The organism is Mycobacterium sp. SM3041 (assembly GCF_039668335.1).
Lineage (GTDB): Bacteria > Actinomycetota > Actinomycetes > Mycobacteriales > Mycobacteriaceae > Mycobacterium.
Genome location: NZ_JAYXBQ010000074.1, coordinates 23,344 through 36,668 on the forward strand (window position 1 = coordinate 23,344; position 13,325 = coordinate 36,668).

Below are 13,325 nucleotides of genomic sequence, written 5' to 3' on the forward strand. Positions count from 1 at the left end.
GCCGTGAGCATCCGCGACATCGTCGACAACAGCGACCCGGACGAGGCCGCACGCGTCGCAGTCGACATCGCCCGGTCCATTGTTGCCAGGGGAACCGCACGCGCCGATGTCGTGGCGCTGGCAGAAGGGCTGCTTAAGCTCGGAGCGGAGCAGATCGCCGACGTCCTGCGTCAACAGCCCGAACGCGCAGCTGAATCCCCGAATGCACTGAATCCCAACGCCGTTCCCGCCGGCGTAGTAGTTCTTGGGCGGCGAGAGCAGTCGGCGACTGCACACCAAATCGCCTTGTCTGGAATACGTTTGGCCGGTACCGACCTGATTCTCACCCTGACAGGACTAGTGGAGCTGGCTACTCAAATCGAGGTCGTAGCCAACGGCACGAATGTGGAGTTCAGGCCAGCCGGAAGCGGGGGAGTCGTGCAAGCGATCAATGTGCACCGCGAAATCACCGATGCTCAACTCAGTCGGCAGATCACCGACAACGGACTCGCCGTGCGTATCAGTCAGTACCGCGACCGCCCAGGCATGGCGGACGGTGTCGCAGCTCAAGTGCAAGACAACCTGACTTCGTCGCTCGATCAATGGAACGGGCTGATCGGTCCGTTCTACGACGTGGCCGGAGTTGCCCGCCGATTGGACATCTCGACCGATGCCGTCCAGCATCGAGCCCGTCGCCATCAACTGCTCGGATGCATGACCAGCGACGGCACACTGGTGTTCCCCACCTTCCAAATTGATCAAGACGGCACCGTGCTGCCCGGCCTAGCCGACATCCTGGCTATCCTTTCGAGTGCTACTGATGACCGCTGGCAAGTAGCCCTGTGGATGACGACGCCGAGCACCCAGCTGCATGGCCGAACGCCGGTCGACGCGCTCAAGCGCCAAGAGACCCAGGTCGTGCGGCTCTTGGCGATCCGAACCGCAGGTCGATGGCGGCCGCGTTACAACGCCGACTGTGCCGACTAGTTAGTTTTGAACAAGGTGCAATCCAACTAGCCTAGGACCGCGGGTAGCCATAGTCTCCAGACGTGTCCACCCGGGGCTAGCGCCTCGTCATTTCGATTGCCGCTAGCGGTCAGCGTCGATACTGAAGGTGCCTGCTAAACCCTTGATCATCAACACTTTCTATGGGTGGCTCATGAAATGGTGATCGTCAAGGCCAACCGTTGTTCCAGTTCCAGGCTAAGAATTGAACCACGAGGGTTGAGGACGCCGGCTCATCAGCTGAACGGCCAAACGCCCGTCGATGCGCTCAACCGCGATCAGTCGGAGTCGGTGCGGGTCTTGGTAACCCAGACCGCCAGGCGATGGCGGACCCACTAGACCGTTGGCGCGTCGACTCGGGTGAGACTGGGCATCAGTACGGTATCGACAAGGTGCTGCACCGCGCGCCGCGACGGCGCTCGGCCCGTGAGGACCGTCTTGTAGATGAGGTAACCGGGGAGCAGGTCCCAGAGCTCTTTGCTGGCGTTACCCGTTACCTCGCCGCGATCGGCGGCACGGGCGTGCGCTCGTTGGATCGATTCCCTTGGCTGGTCGAGGAATTGCTGCCGCACGAGGTCGGCGAGGCTGGCGCTGCGTGGGAGCTTGACGAGGATGGCGCGCAGGGCCCCGGCATGGGCGCCGATGTGTATCCGAATGGCTTCGCCGATCTGCCGCAGGTCACCACGCAGCGTTCCGGTGTCGGGGTCGACGACAGACTGACGCGTGCCTTCGACGAAGGCGGCCGCTACCAGTTCGGCTTTGGTCGGCCAGCGGCGGTACAACGTGGCTTTGCTGGCCCGTGCGATGGTCGCCACCGAGTCCACCGACAGCCGGTCGTATCCGTGTTCTTCGAGCAATTCCAGTGTGATCGCAAGGAGTTCGGATTCGCGGGGCGACCACGGAGAATCCGCGCGGTCGCTCGTACCGCACGGGGCGGGCCCCGCCGGCGACCGCCGGCCACGTTCCGAGCTGCGCGCTGTGTGGGCGGTCCTCGATCTGGCTGTCACCGAACTTGCTCCAGGAGATGCCCAGCCCCGGCCGCGCGACGAACGATGTCGTCCATGCGGGCACCGTGTGGCCCGTCGCGCTCAAGGTCGAGGAAGTGCTCGATCAGGTTGACGGCCGGCTCATTCGTCAGCGTCGTTGGTGAACAGGGTGTCCTGCGCGATACGAAACGCGGTATTGGCGTCGGGTACGCCGCAATAGATCGCCGTTTGCAGCAGTACCTCCTTGATTTCTTCATCGGTCAGTCCATTCGTGCGTGCCGCGCGTAGATGCATGGCCAGCTCTTCATGGTGCCCTCGCGCAATGAGCGCAGTGAGGGTGATGATCGAGCGTGACCGCCGGTCGAGCCCGGGGCGCGTCCAGATCGATCCCCACGCGTACTCAGTTATCAGCCGCTGGAAGTCGGCTGTGAACTCGGTGGTGCGCGCGCTCGCACGGTCCACATGGGCATCACCCAATACTTGGCGGCGCACTGACATTCCGGCTTGGTACCGGTCGAATTGGTCGGTCATGCCGGGCTCCGTTGAGTGAGTGCGAGAAGTTCCTGTGCGATGAGTTCGGGTTGCTCGGCCGGTGCCAGGTGTGCCGTCTGAGCGATTTCGAGGTAGTCGCAGCGCGGTATGTGTTCGGCCAGATAGAGCAGTGACGACGGTGGGGTGGCGATGTCCTCTGCGCCTGCGATCGCGATGACGTCGCCTCCAATCGTGGTCAGGCGATCTCGGACGTCGAACTGTCCGAGTGCATCGCATGTCGCCGCGTAGCCTTCAGCGTTTGTTTCCCTCAGCGACTCGAGCAGCGCGGCGGCAGTGTCGGGATCGCGCAGCGGAAATCCTGCCGAAAACCAGGTGATACGAGCGGATTCCGTCATTGCGGAAGTCCCATTGCGGCGCACGTTACGTGCTCGCTCGCTCCAGGCTTCGGCGGTGCGGATCTTGGCGCCGGTGCAGATCAAGGCGGCAGTGGCAATCCGGTCCTCGTGGTCGAGAAGGAGTTCCAAACCCACCGCGCCGCCCGCAGAGACCCCGGCGTAGTGATAGGGGCCGGCCTCGTATGACATGGCGATAGTGTCGACGGCGTGAGCCAGGTCAGCCATCGTGAAGGCCTCGACAGGGGGCGGGCTCCCACCGTGCCCGGGAAGATCGAATCCGATAACTCGATGACGGGTGGCCAGGAGCCTGGCGGCATTGGACCACAGTGCTGCCACTGATGTGCCGAGTGACGGTCCGAGGACGAGCAACGGGGCGTCCTCTGGGCCGCCGAAGTCCACCGCGGTGAGAGCCGGGAGGGTCATCGAAGGTCCTCGAGACATTGTCGTGAACGATCCAGAGCGTGATCGATGATCGCATCGGATGCTCCGAAATAGGTTGGTGTGGAATGCTTTCCGAATAGGGCGGCGATGGCATCCTGTTCGCCCGATACCGCGGCGGTCGCCAGATTGGCGGCCATGCGCTCGGAATCGACTTGTAATCCTGCCAGTAGGTCGGTGGCCTGGGACGCGGCGATCAGTGTCCGCCGGCCCAGGATGCGTACGGTGTCCCATTCCGCATGCCAAGCTCCGTCAGCTCGTTCATCGTTGGTGAACGCGGCTGCGGTGTGCAGGGCCGCGGCCATCGCGGGAGCTGTCAGCGCGGCGCGCCTGATGAGAACTGACAACACCGGGTTGTGCTTGTCGGGCATTGTCGAGGAGCCGCCACGACCGGTCTCCCGGAGTTCGGTGAGTTCGCCGATTTCTGATCGGTTGAGCGTCAAGACATCCGAAGCGATGCGGGCCCATGCGTCGGTGCACCCGACGAGTGCGTCGCCGATCGCAGTGACGGGGCTTCGACGGGTGTGCCACGGCATTTGTCTGTCGAGTTCAAGGTCGTCGGCCATGTACTCCAACAAGGCCAGCGCAGTCGCGGGGCCCTGCGCGCTGCCCTTCACGAGCGCAGCCATTTCCGTCGACGCTGCCAAAGTGCCTGCTGCGCCGCCGATCTGAACGGGCGTTCGTACACTGGAAACCGCTTTCGCAGCGTCGCAGACGCCGCACAGCCAGCCAGCTGCCTTGACGCCGAACGTAATTGGAATGGCTGGTTGGGTGAGAGTCCGCGCCAGCATCGGCGTGTGACGGTGCGCAGCGGTCAGGCTTGCCAGGCTGCCGACATGGTTGGCGAGCTCGGTGCGGAGCCGACGCAGCGCGTCGCGCAACGTCAGCATCAGGGCGGTATCCATGACGTCCTGGCTGGTGAGGCCGCGATGAATCCAGCGTCGAGTAGCCTCTGGTGCGCGTTGTCGCAGCAATGCGACCAACGGGATGACTGGGTTGCCCCCGTCGTCCGACGCGGTGGTCACCGATTCCCGGTCGGATTCATCAACCAAACCGGAGAGATCGCAGTCGGCAGCAGCGTGCGGGATCAATCCGTTGTCTGCCAAGCCACGCAGCCAGGCGTTCTCAACCTGCAGCATCGCCTCCCACACCGCGGCGTCGGTGAGGAACCGTTCTGCGCGGTGATCGCCGGGCCACAACAGGTTGGTCATGCACGCACCCTGGAATGACGGAGGAACACGGTCTCGGAGGCCCCCTGCAGATGGATATCGAAGTGATAGCCGCCGTCTTCGGCTTGGCAGATCAACGTCTGTCGCCGATGTGGCTCGAGTCGGGTGAGCAGGTCGTCGGAGAGATTGGCGTGCGGGAGGTACGCCCGAGTGAACAAGGCGTCGAGCAGACCACGTGCGAACACGGCGAGAGCGAAGTATGGGATCTGCCCGCCGGGTGCGACGGTGGTGAAGCTGTAATGACCGGTCGGGTCGGTGGCCGCGCGGCCCCAGCCCGTGAACGTCCACCCATCGCGGTGCAGCGAGCCCTCGGCATCGATGACGGTGCCGGCGCTGTCTGGCTGCCAAACCTCCACGAGGGCGTCCGGGACAGGCTCTCCGGCACCGTCAAAGACAGTGCCGTGCAATCGGATCGCGCCGGGATGTCCAGAAGGCACAAGTTCATTGTCGCCACGATAAGAAAGTCCGTAGTGAAAGAACGGGCCGACGGTCTGGCCGGGAGTCGCGGCAAGCTCAGACATGGGTGTCCTCGTCGGAAGGGGTGCGGCGGGCTCCGTCGAGCACAACGTCGAAGCGGTAGCCGGTGGCATATTCGGGTTGAGTGAGGTCGTGGTCATATGTGGCGACCAGCCGGCCGCGCGCGGCCGGATCAGTGATCGACTGAAATATCGGGTCCAACGCAAATAGGGGGTCACCGGGAAAATACATCTGAGTGACCAGGCGCTCAGTGAACTGTGTGCCGAACAGAGAAAAGTGAACATGTGCGGGTCGCCAGGCGTTGTGGTGATTACGCCACGGGTATGGCCCCGGTTTGATCGACACAAATCGGTAGGTGCCGTCAGAATCCGTGATGCAGCGGCCCGCGCCGGTGAAGTTGGGGTCCAGCGGGGCGGGATGCTGATCGCGCTGGTGGATGTAGCGGCCGGCGGCGTTTGCCTGCCAAATTTCGACAAGTTGGCCGGCGACGGGGCGGCCACGTGAGTCGGTGACCCGTCCGGTGATGATGATGCGTTCACCGATCGGCTCTCCGGCATGTCCGATCGTCAGATCAGCGTCCAGCGCAGAGACATCCCGCGCACCGAAACACGGCCCTGAAAGCTCGAGTTCGTGAGGATCGGTCAACAGCAGCGGGTTGCGCGGGTGCCGCAGGACACTGCTCCGATAGGGCGGGTAATCCAGTTGCGGTTGGGCCACTTCGGACGAGCGGTGGTATGCGGTGATCTCCGCTGAGACTTCCTGCTGGGACGCCAGCGCCGTGACGTCCGTTAGAGCTGTCATGGGTGCTGACGCTAACCGCAACCGTTGAGAGAAGCCGAGGGTACGCTTTTACTCAGTGAAAGCTTGTCGGTCAGATGTGAGGAGGTGCCGTGGCAGGCAATGCCTCGAAGCCGGGCGTGTCGGTGGCATCGCGCACGCTGGCCCTGCTGGGTGCCTTCGACGCGGCGCATCGTCGCCTGTCGTTGACCGATATGGCCCGACGGGCGGATCTGCCGGTGCCGACCGCGTACCGGCTGGTCAACGAGTTACAGCGATGGGGTGCGCTGACGCGAACATCGTCAGGGGACTACGTGATCGGGCGTCGCTTGTGGGACGTCGGCCTGTTGGCCCCCATGCAAACCGGCCTGCGGGAGGTGGCTTCCCCGTTCCTGCATGACCTGTACGGCGCGACGCTCGCCACAGTCCATTTGGCGGTCCGGGAGGGAACGAACGCCTTGTATATCGAACGGCTATCCGGACACGCGTCCGTCCCAGTGGTCAGCAAGATCGGAACACGACTCCCCATGCATGCCACTGGGGTTGGCAAAGTCCTTTTGGCCCATGCGCCCGAAGCCATCCGGACGGAGGTGCTCGCCCATCTGACTCGACTCACCGCGCACACCGTCATCCATGGTGGTGTGCTGCGCAACCAACTGTCCCGGGTCCACCGGGATGGGTATGCCACCACTGTCGAAGAGATGACACTCGGGGCCTGCTCAGTCGCGGTACCGGTGTACCGCGGCGACGATGTCGTCGCCGCGCTGGGCGTAGTAGTACCCAGTCTCAACCGCGACAAGTTACGGCTCGTGTCAGCATTGAATGTTGCTGCACAGGGTATTTCGCGAAGTTTGAGTTAATTCAGACGGCCTTGTGCCACCACTCGGGCCCCACTGTTTCGGCCAGTGAAAGGCCGGTGTTGCGTTGCTTGCTGTGTCGGACTCAAGGTGAGGCACGTAAAGACGCGTGCACCCTGCGCGCCCGCCAAATGCGAGGAACATGAATGTCGAGCACAGTCCGCGGAGTCATCGCCCGCAAGCCAAAAACAGCCACCGAGATCGTCGACATCATTGTTCCGGACCCCGTCGGCCATGATGTCGTCGTCAAGGTGTCCGCGTGCGGTGTTTGCCATACGGACTTGACCTACCGTGACGGCGGAATCAACGACGAATTTCCGTTTCTCCTGGGCCATGAGGCAGCAGGTGTCGTTGAAGCAGTTGGCCCCGATGTCAGCCTGGTAGCACCCGGGGATTTCGTGGTTCTCAACTGGCGGGCGGTATGTGGGCAGTGCCGGGCATGCAAACGCGGCCGGCCACAGTACTGCTTCGACACCCACAACGCCTCACAGCCAATGACTTTGACAGACGGCACAGTTCTGACCCCAGCGCTAGGGATCGGTGCGTTCGCCGAGAAAACTCTTGTGCACGAGGGGCAATGCACGCGGGTCGACGCCAACGCTGATCCTGCGGTCGCCGGTCTGTTGGGTTGCGGCGTGATGGCCGGCTTGGGCGCCGCGGTCAACACCGGCGGTGTCAGCCGCGGTGACTCGGTGGCAGTCATCGGATGCGGCGGTGTCGGTGACGCCGCGATTGCCGGTGCTCGGTTGGCGGGCGCGTCTACCATCATCGCTGTCGACCGAGATCCCGTAAAGCTGCAGTGGGCCGAAGAATTCGGTGCCACGCATACTGTCAACGCCGCCGAGGCTGACGCTGTGGCGGCAATCCAGGAGCTCACCGGCGGCTTCGGCGCCGACGTTGTGATCGATGCCGTGGGCCGGCCCGAGACGTGGCGTCAGGCCTTCTATGCCCGCGACCTTGCCGGCACAGTAGTTCTGGTCGGGGTGCCGACTCCTGATATGCGGCTGGAACTTCCGCTGGTCGATGTGTTCTCCCGCGGCGGCTCGTTGAAGTCGTCTTGGTATGGCGACTGCCTGCCAGAGCGCGACTTCCCGACATTGGTGTCGTTGTACCAACAGGGGCGCCTACCGCTGGAACGCTTTGTCTCCGAACGCATTACGTTGGACGACATCGAAGCGGCGTTCCAGGCGATGCACGAGGGTAAGGTGCTCCGCTCGGTGGTTGTGCTGTGAGCGCAGCGACCGTGGTGGCCGAGAAGGCAGGGCTTCGCGTCGAACGCGTCGTCACCTCAGGCACCTTCAGCCTTGACGGCGGAACATGGGACGTCGACAACAACGTATGGCTGATCGGCACCGATACCGAGGTGATAGTCGTCGATGCGGCCCATGACGCGGCGACGATCGGCGAGGCTGTCGGTGGGCGTGACGTCACCGCGGTGATCTGTACCCACGGACACAACGACCACATCAACGCAGCCGCAGAACTCGGAGAGAATCTCTACGCGCCCGTGCTGCTGCACCCTGCCGACACCATGCTCTGGCGAGCAGTGCACTCGGACCGGCCGTTCATGTCACTGGACGACACCCAGCGCATCGGGTTCGCCGGCACACACCTGAATGTGATTCATACGCCTGGCCACTCACCAGGATCGGTGTGCTTGTATCTGCCAGAGGCGAACTCACTGTTCTCTGGTGACACGTTGTTCTCCGGTGGCCCCGGAGCGACCGGCAGGTCCCACTCCGATTTTCCGACGATCATCGGGTCGATCAGGGACCGAATCTTGACGCTGCCCGCCGACACTCACGTCTACACCGGCCACGGAGACTCGACCAGTGTCGGCGGTGAAGCGCCGTACTTGGAGGATTGGATTGCCCGCGGCCATTAGGCGTAGCCGCATTGAATTATGCAATGGGGACGGCCCGTGAAAGCTTCGGGCCGTCCCTCATTCGTGTTCGGTGCGCCGTTGTTCAGACCGTGGTCAGCGGAAGCCCGGCGTAGTTCTCGGCCAGCCCCGTCGCGGCTGCCGCACTGTTGAATACCCAGCGGAGCTGGGACTGCTGCAACTCCGCATCGAATGGGTCACCGCTGATGTGCAGCATGCTCGTCATCCACCAGGAGAAATGTGTACATCGCCAGACTCGCTGTAATGCCGTCTGTGAGTACGTGTCGGCCAGTCTCGGGTCGTGCTTCTTCACCAAGGCGGTCAGGGCGGGGGCGAGGAGCGCAACATCAGCTATGGCGAGGTTGAGCCCTTTGGCTCCGGTCGGAGGAACGATGTGAGCGGCGTCGCCGGCCAGGAACAGCTGCCCGTAACGCATTGGGCTCTGGACGTAGCTCCGCATCGGCAGCACACTGCATTCGGTGATCGGGCCGGTCTTCAAAGACCAGTCACCGATGTCTCCTTCGAGCCGCTTCGACAGCTCGTCCCAAATTCGTTCGTGCGACCACGAATTGATGTTGGTCCCGTTGGGAACCTGAAGGTACAGACGGCTGACGGTCTCGGAACGCATGGAGTGCATTGCGAAGCCATCGGGATGCCAAGCGTAGATCAGTTCATCGGTCGACGGAGGGACGTCGGCGAGTACGCCAAGCCATGAGTATGGATAGGTTTTTTCCCAGACCTGTTTGACGGTTTCGGGAATGGCAGCACGACTGGGGCCGAACGAGCCGTCGCAGCCGACGATTACGTCGGCGCCAACACGTTGATCGACGCCGTTGACGGTGAAAGTGACATACGGTTGGTCCGAGGTGATGTCGTGCACCTGAACCGCTTCGGCTTCATAGATGATCTGCTGGCCGCCGGCATGGCGCGCGGCGACGAGGTCCTTTTGGACCTCGGTCTGCCCGTACACCCATACGCTGCGGCCGACGAGGTCGACGAAGTCGAGATGCTGCCGTTCGCATGGCGTCTGCAGGTAGATTCCGCGATGCTCGATACCGTTGCGCCCCAGGCGGTCACCCAGGCCGACCGCGCGAAGCAACTCTACCGATGAATGCTCCAGGATTCCGGCACGGATGCGGGCGAGAACGTAGTCCTCGGTTCGCGATTCGATGATCACCGACTCGACGCCATCAGCCGCGAGCAGATGTGACAGCAACATGCCGGCCGGCCCGGCGCCGATGATGGCAACTTGGGTTCGCATGCGGTAAGTGAACGACAAGGGTTGTGGATCTGCTATCGCCGGATTTCACTGACCGAAAGTCCTTGAGAAGTGTCGATCCACTTCCCAAGCGGTAGAACGCCTTTCTGGACGACCAGTGTGAACGGCGATGGAGGTAGTGTGGTGGCGCAAACAGCCAACACCCATCTCTCGTCGAGCGGCCGGCTCCGGGCAGGTGTTAGCTGGATGGACACCAGGGCCACCGGATTCGATGTCAGGATTGGGCTGGTGTGACAGGGAGGAGCTGAGCTAGCCGCAACGCCAGTGCCACCGCGACCGGATCGTCATCCACTGGCCGACCGAGTGCGGCGTTTGCCTGCTGTAGCCGATAGATCACCGTGTTGTGATGCAGTCCCAAACGGCGCGCGGTCTCACGTTGGTTGAAGCGCGTCTGGAAATGCGTAGACAAAGTTTCGCGCAGCCGCGCCTGAATGTCCCCATCGCCCGCCAGGTCGCCCAGAACTCGGCGGGCGAAGGCGCGGGCGCGGTCGGGATCGACGGTGCACAGACTGAGGACCTCGACGTCGGCGAACCGGATGATCCGGCCAGGCATACCGGGGATCAGCTCAGCCACGCGTCTGGCTTGCAGGGCCTGGTTGTGGCTGTCACGAAATCCGATCAGACCCGTGCCGGTGTCGCCGATGGCGGCGTGCACGTCGGCTTCTAAGCCGACCGTTTGTAGCGTGTGCATCCACGCCCACATGGTGTGCGCGCCGGCCGGGACGAGCAATGGTCGGTGCTCCCCGGACAGCCGAGTCGCGGCACGCTCCAACCGCAAGAGCGAGTCGACGTCGGCGCCGTGGTCGGTCCACAGCACGGCGGCGACATGGACGCCTTCAATCGCGTAGCCCAGGGTGCGTCGTGTCGACTCTGGATCGGAAGGCGCACCAGCGAGCAGCCTTTCGACGAGGTCGACTCGTGCCGCTGACGTTGCGTGGGCCAGGCGGTCGCGTTCGAGTTGGTACTCCTGGGCGATCACCTCCGACGAACGGTCGTTCCAGGTGAACATGAACGCTGCGCCTGCATCGTGCACGGACTGCTGACGGCTATCCGGCAACGCTCGGCGCACCGCCTCCGACCATGACTGCCAGATGATCGGCTGCACCACCCGAAAGCACCGCAGCACCGCCGGCAGCGGAATCCTGGCCCGTGCCATGAGGCGGGTGGCCTCCACCACTTCTGTCGATGGTGTCATCGCTTCCCGGGGCAGAGCGCGCACCATGGCGTCGAAGCTGGCCAACAGTTCGGCCCCCGGAACCGTGCGGATGGCAGCTTGAATCTCGGCGCTGGCATCGCGTAGTTCGGGAACCTCGCGCAGAATCACTTCGGCCGCCTGCACGCCGATTTCGGCGACATCACGCATCATCTCGAGCACGGCTTCGCGGAGGCCATCCATCTTCTCACCGTAGCCCCGCGATTGGTTGATCCGACCAATTCGGTCAAACGAACTTGGCGTGATCATCCGATGTGCCCGACGACACATCCTCCTACTGTCAATGCGATGGCGTGCGCCCCAACCGCCGAGGAGGATCGATGGCGAAACCAACCGACGTGCCTCAGTCGCAGCGGGGCGGTCCCGTAGTCCAGTTTGCTGAGCGATACGATCCATTCTCCGCTGACATCGAGTCGGTGTTGGCCAGAGCCTGCGCGGAGCAGCCGGTCTTTACTCGCCCGAGATGACTGTTGAGTCGTGACCCGATTCGACGACGTCGCGACTGCCACGCCTGACACCGACAACTACTCAACCTCCAACGCACTGGCGACGTTGACGCCAGCGTGCCCGGCCGCCAGGGAAGTTCTGAACAGCAACAGCGTGTGGTGGCCAGCCAAGAAAGGATGTGCATGATCTTCTCCGCGCCGATCCCCGAGATTGACGTGCCCACAATCAATCTCGCTGACTTTGTACTGGCCGATGTGGATTCGCGCCGGTCGAAGCCCGCGGTGATAGATGCGGTCAGCGGCCTCACTTTGACCTACGGCGAGCTGGACGAGATGTCCGCGCGCGCGGCCGGCGGGCTCCTGAAGGACGGAATTCGTCCGGGTGACGTAGTCGCCCTGATCAGCAACAACCAGCCGATGTATGCGGTGGCCGTCTATGCGATCCTGCGGGCCGGGGCTGTCGTCAGCCCTATCAATCCGGTGCTCAACGGTTCAGAGATCGGAAAGCAGCTGGCGACAGCCGGCGCGAAAGCCGTTGTAGCGGCAACCGGGGGCGGCTGGCTTGCCGAAGCGGTTGTGGGTACCCAGGTTGAGGCCTGCTACTCGTTCGACGACTCTGCCGACACACGCTCCTTTCGTGCTCTTCTCTCGTCGGCACCGGCGATCTCCTACCAGCCCGCATCGACGAATGATCTTGCGGCGCTGCCATTCTCGAGCGGTACCAGCGGAACCAGCAAGGGGGTCATGCTAAGTCACGGCAACCTGGTCGCCAACCTGATACAGCTGCATGATTGCTGGGCGCTGGATGCCGAGGCTGTCGTGTGCGCGGCGATGCCGCTGTTTCACATCTACGGATTCACGGTGATACTGAACTCCGCGATTCTTGCGGGCGCCACGGTGATCACCATGCCGCGCTTCGATCTTCGTGGCTACCTGGAAGTCGTGCAGAACTACCGTGTCACGCTCGGACACTTGGCACCGCCACTCGTCCTGGCGTTGGCGACGGCTCCTGAAGTGGACCAGTACGACCTGACGTCGATGACGAGGGCGATATCCGGGGCAGCCCCGCTGGATGAGGAACTCGCCGCGCGCGTCGAGGAGCGAACCGGAATTCGGATCCGCCAGGGATACGGCATGACTGAGGCCAGTCCGGGGACCCACGGCGCGCCGTCGGATGAGTTTGTCGCGATACCGGCGGGAAGTGTCGGTCACCTTCTGTCGGGCACGACCGCCCGGATCGTCGACCCGGCTACGGGCGAAGACGTCGGTGTTGGAAGCGCTGGCGAGCTCTGGGTTCGAGGACCGCAGATCATGCAGGGATATCTGGGGCTTCCCGAGGAAACGGACGCCACGATCGTTGAGGGGTGGCTGCGGACCGGAGACGTCGTCGAGCATCGCGACGGTTGCTTCTACGTCGTCGACCGTCTGAAGGAGTTGATCAAGTACAAGGGTTATCAAGTTGCGCCCGCAGAACTTGAAGCCTTGCTTTTGCAGCACCCACAGATCGCGGATGCAGCGGTAGTCGGATTGGCGGACCGCGTTGCAGGTGAGTTGCCGACCGCCTATGTGGTGCATAGCGCCGCCGACCCCGGCCCGTCGGATGCAGACGCGATCATCGCGTGGGTGGCTGAGCGCGTTGCGCCCTACAAGAAGATTCGACGGGTGGCGTTCATCGACCGCATTCCGAAATCGCCCGCGGGCAAGATCCTTCGCCGCGTGCTGAGGGACCTCCCAATCGAAGAGCCGGCGATGATAGCCCGCGACGAGCTGAGGCTCTGAACGGAAGTCTCAAGACTGCGCGATCATCTCGTCAAGTGATGTTTCTGGGGCTTGTAGTCGAAAGGCGTTGTCCCCATGGGCTTTGGCGTGT

12 protein-coding genes and 1 pseudogene are annotated in these 13,325 nt (G+C 63.2%); 5 read left to right on the plus strand and 8 right to left on the minus strand.

Annotation, left to right across the window (positions count from 1 at the left end):
- Positions 1-3: 3 nt before the first annotated feature.
- Positions 4-966, plus strand: coding sequence for an antitoxin Xre/MbcA/ParS toxin-binding domain-containing protein (locus tag VXD91_RS24595; protein WP_141245003.1), 963 nt, complete (start codon positions 4-6; stop codon positions 964-966).
- 353 nt (positions 967-1,319) lie between these two features.
- On the opposite strand, the pseudogene VXD91_RS24600 reads toward VXD91_RS24595, so the two are convergent.
- The 6 genes and pseudogenes from VXD91_RS24600 to pcaH form a co-directional block, all read right to left on the minus strand.
- Positions 1,320-1,889: pseudogene (locus VXD91_RS24600) on the minus strand (TetR/AcrR family transcriptional regulator); the annotation flags it as partial.
- 222 nt (positions 1,890-2,111) lie between these two features.
- On the minus strand, positions 2,112-2,501 hold the full coding sequence (gene pcaC, locus VXD91_RS24605) for a 4-carboxymuconolactone decarboxylase (protein ID WP_025997248.1): 390 nt from the start codon (positions 2,499-2,501) through the stop codon (positions 2,112-2,114).
- Positions 2,498-3,280 (minus strand): alpha/beta fold hydrolase, encoded by a 783-nt coding sequence (locus tag VXD91_RS24610; RefSeq protein WP_025997249.1) that lies wholly within the window; start codon positions 3,278-3,280, stop codon positions 2,498-2,500. Before VXD91_RS24610 ends, pcaC begins: the two co-directional genes overlap by 4 nt.
- Positions 3,277-4,506, minus strand: a complete 1,230-nt coding sequence (locus VXD91_RS24615) for a lyase family protein (RefSeq protein WP_095795022.1) — start codon at positions 4,504-4,506, stop codon at positions 3,277-3,279. Before VXD91_RS24615 ends, VXD91_RS24610 begins: the two co-directional genes overlap by 4 nt.
- Positions 4,503-5,045: a protocatechuate 3,4-dioxygenase subunit alpha gene (pcaG, locus tag VXD91_RS24620; protein WP_095795023.1), complete on the minus strand. Its 543-nt coding sequence runs from the start codon at positions 5,043-5,045 to the stop codon at positions 4,503-4,505. Before pcaG ends, VXD91_RS24615 begins: the two co-directional genes overlap by 4 nt.
- Positions 5,038-5,802 (minus strand): protocatechuate 3,4-dioxygenase subunit beta, encoded by a 765-nt coding sequence (gene pcaH / locus VXD91_RS24625; RefSeq protein ID WP_095795024.1) that lies wholly within the window; start codon positions 5,800-5,802, stop codon positions 5,038-5,040. The genes pcaG and pcaH overlap by 8 nt, the downstream gene beginning before the upstream one ends.
- 89 nt (positions 5,803-5,891) lie before the next feature.
- Here pcaH and VXD91_RS24630 point away from each other — a divergent pair, with 89 nt between their 5' ends.
- The 3 genes from VXD91_RS24630 (at position 5,892) to VXD91_RS24640 (ending at position 8,520) form a co-directional block, all read left to right on the plus strand.
- On the plus strand, positions 5,892-6,638 hold the full coding sequence (locus VXD91_RS24630; protein ID WP_095795025.1) for an IclR family transcriptional regulator: 747 nt from the start codon (positions 5,892-5,894) through the stop codon (positions 6,636-6,638).
- Between the two features lie 143 nt (positions 6,639-6,781).
- The gene (locus VXD91_RS24635) at positions 6,782-7,867 is read left to right on the plus strand and encodes an S-(hydroxymethyl)mycothiol dehydrogenase (protein ID WP_016895352.1); all 1,086 of its coding nucleotides are present in this window, start codon (positions 6,782-6,784) and stop codon (positions 7,865-7,867) included.
- Entirely contained in the window at positions 7,864-8,520 is a 657-nt protein-coding gene (locus VXD91_RS24640; protein ID WP_095795026.1) for an MBL fold metallo-hydrolase, read from the plus strand. The genes VXD91_RS24635 and VXD91_RS24640 overlap by 4 nt, the downstream gene beginning before the upstream one ends.
- A gap of 82 nt (positions 8,521-8,602) precedes the next feature.
- On the opposite strand, the gene VXD91_RS24645 is transcribed toward VXD91_RS24640, so the two are convergent.
- Both VXD91_RS24645 and VXD91_RS24650 read right to left on the minus strand, forming a co-directional pair.
- Positions 8,603-9,778 carry a 4-hydroxybenzoate 3-monooxygenase gene (locus VXD91_RS24645; RefSeq protein WP_079630353.1) on the minus strand — a complete coding sequence of 392 codons (1,176 nt, stop codon included), beginning with the start codon at positions 9,776-9,778 and terminating at the stop codon, positions 8,603-8,605.
- Positions 9,779-10,010: 232 nt separating this feature from the next.
- Positions 10,011-11,258 (minus strand): helix-turn-helix domain-containing protein, encoded by a 1,248-nt coding sequence (locus VXD91_RS24650; RefSeq protein ID WP_346416673.1) that lies wholly within the window; start codon positions 11,256-11,258, stop codon positions 10,011-10,013.
- Positions 11,259-11,638: 380 nt separating this feature from the next.
- On the opposite strand from VXD91_RS24650, the gene VXD91_RS24655 reads away from it, so the two are divergent.
- Positions 11,639-13,234 carry an AMP-binding protein gene (locus VXD91_RS24655; RefSeq protein WP_176470766.1) on the plus strand — a complete coding sequence of 532 codons (1,596 nt, stop codon included), beginning with the start codon at positions 11,639-11,641 and terminating at the stop codon, positions 13,232-13,234.
- Positions 13,235-13,325: the final 91 nt, after the last annotated feature.

What these genes read in the sequence shown, in the direction of transcription:
- VXD91_RS24645 (WP_079630353.1), bottom strand. Translation starts at nt 9,778, where the DNA reads ATGCGAACCCAAGTTGCCATCATCGGCGCCGGGCCGGCCGGCATGTTG.
- pcaH (WP_095795024.1), bottom strand. Translation starts at nt 5,802, where the DNA reads ATGACAGCTCTAACGGACGTCACGGCGCTGGCGTCCCAGCAGGAAGTC.
- VXD91_RS24635 (WP_016895352.1), top strand. Translation starts at nt 6,782, where the DNA reads ATGTCGAGCACAGTCCGCGGAGTCATCGCCCGCAAGCCAAAAACAGCC.
- pcaG (WP_095795023.1), bottom strand. Translation starts at nt 5,045, where the DNA reads ATGTCTGAGCTTGCCGCGACTCCCGGCCAGACCGTCGGCCCGTTCTTT.
- pcaC (WP_025997248.1), bottom strand. Translation starts at nt 2,501, where the DNA reads ATGACCGACCAATTCGACCGGTACCAAGCCGGAATGTCAGTGCGCCGC.
- VXD91_RS24655 (WP_176470766.1), top strand. Translation starts at nt 11,639, where the DNA reads ATGATCTTCTCCGCGCCGATCCCCGAGATTGACGTGCCCACAATCAAT.
- VXD91_RS24615 (WP_095795022.1), bottom strand. Translation starts at nt 4,506, where the DNA reads ATGACCAACCTGTTGTGGCCCGGCGATCACCGCGCAGAACGGTTCCTC.
- VXD91_RS24610 (WP_025997249.1), bottom strand. Translation starts at nt 3,280, where the DNA reads ATGACCCTCCCGGCTCTCACCGCGGTGGACTTCGGCGGCCCAGAGGAC.
- VXD91_RS24650 (WP_346416673.1), bottom strand. Translation starts at nt 11,258, where the DNA reads ATGATCACGCCAAGTTCGTTTGACCGAATTGGTCGGATCAACCAATCG.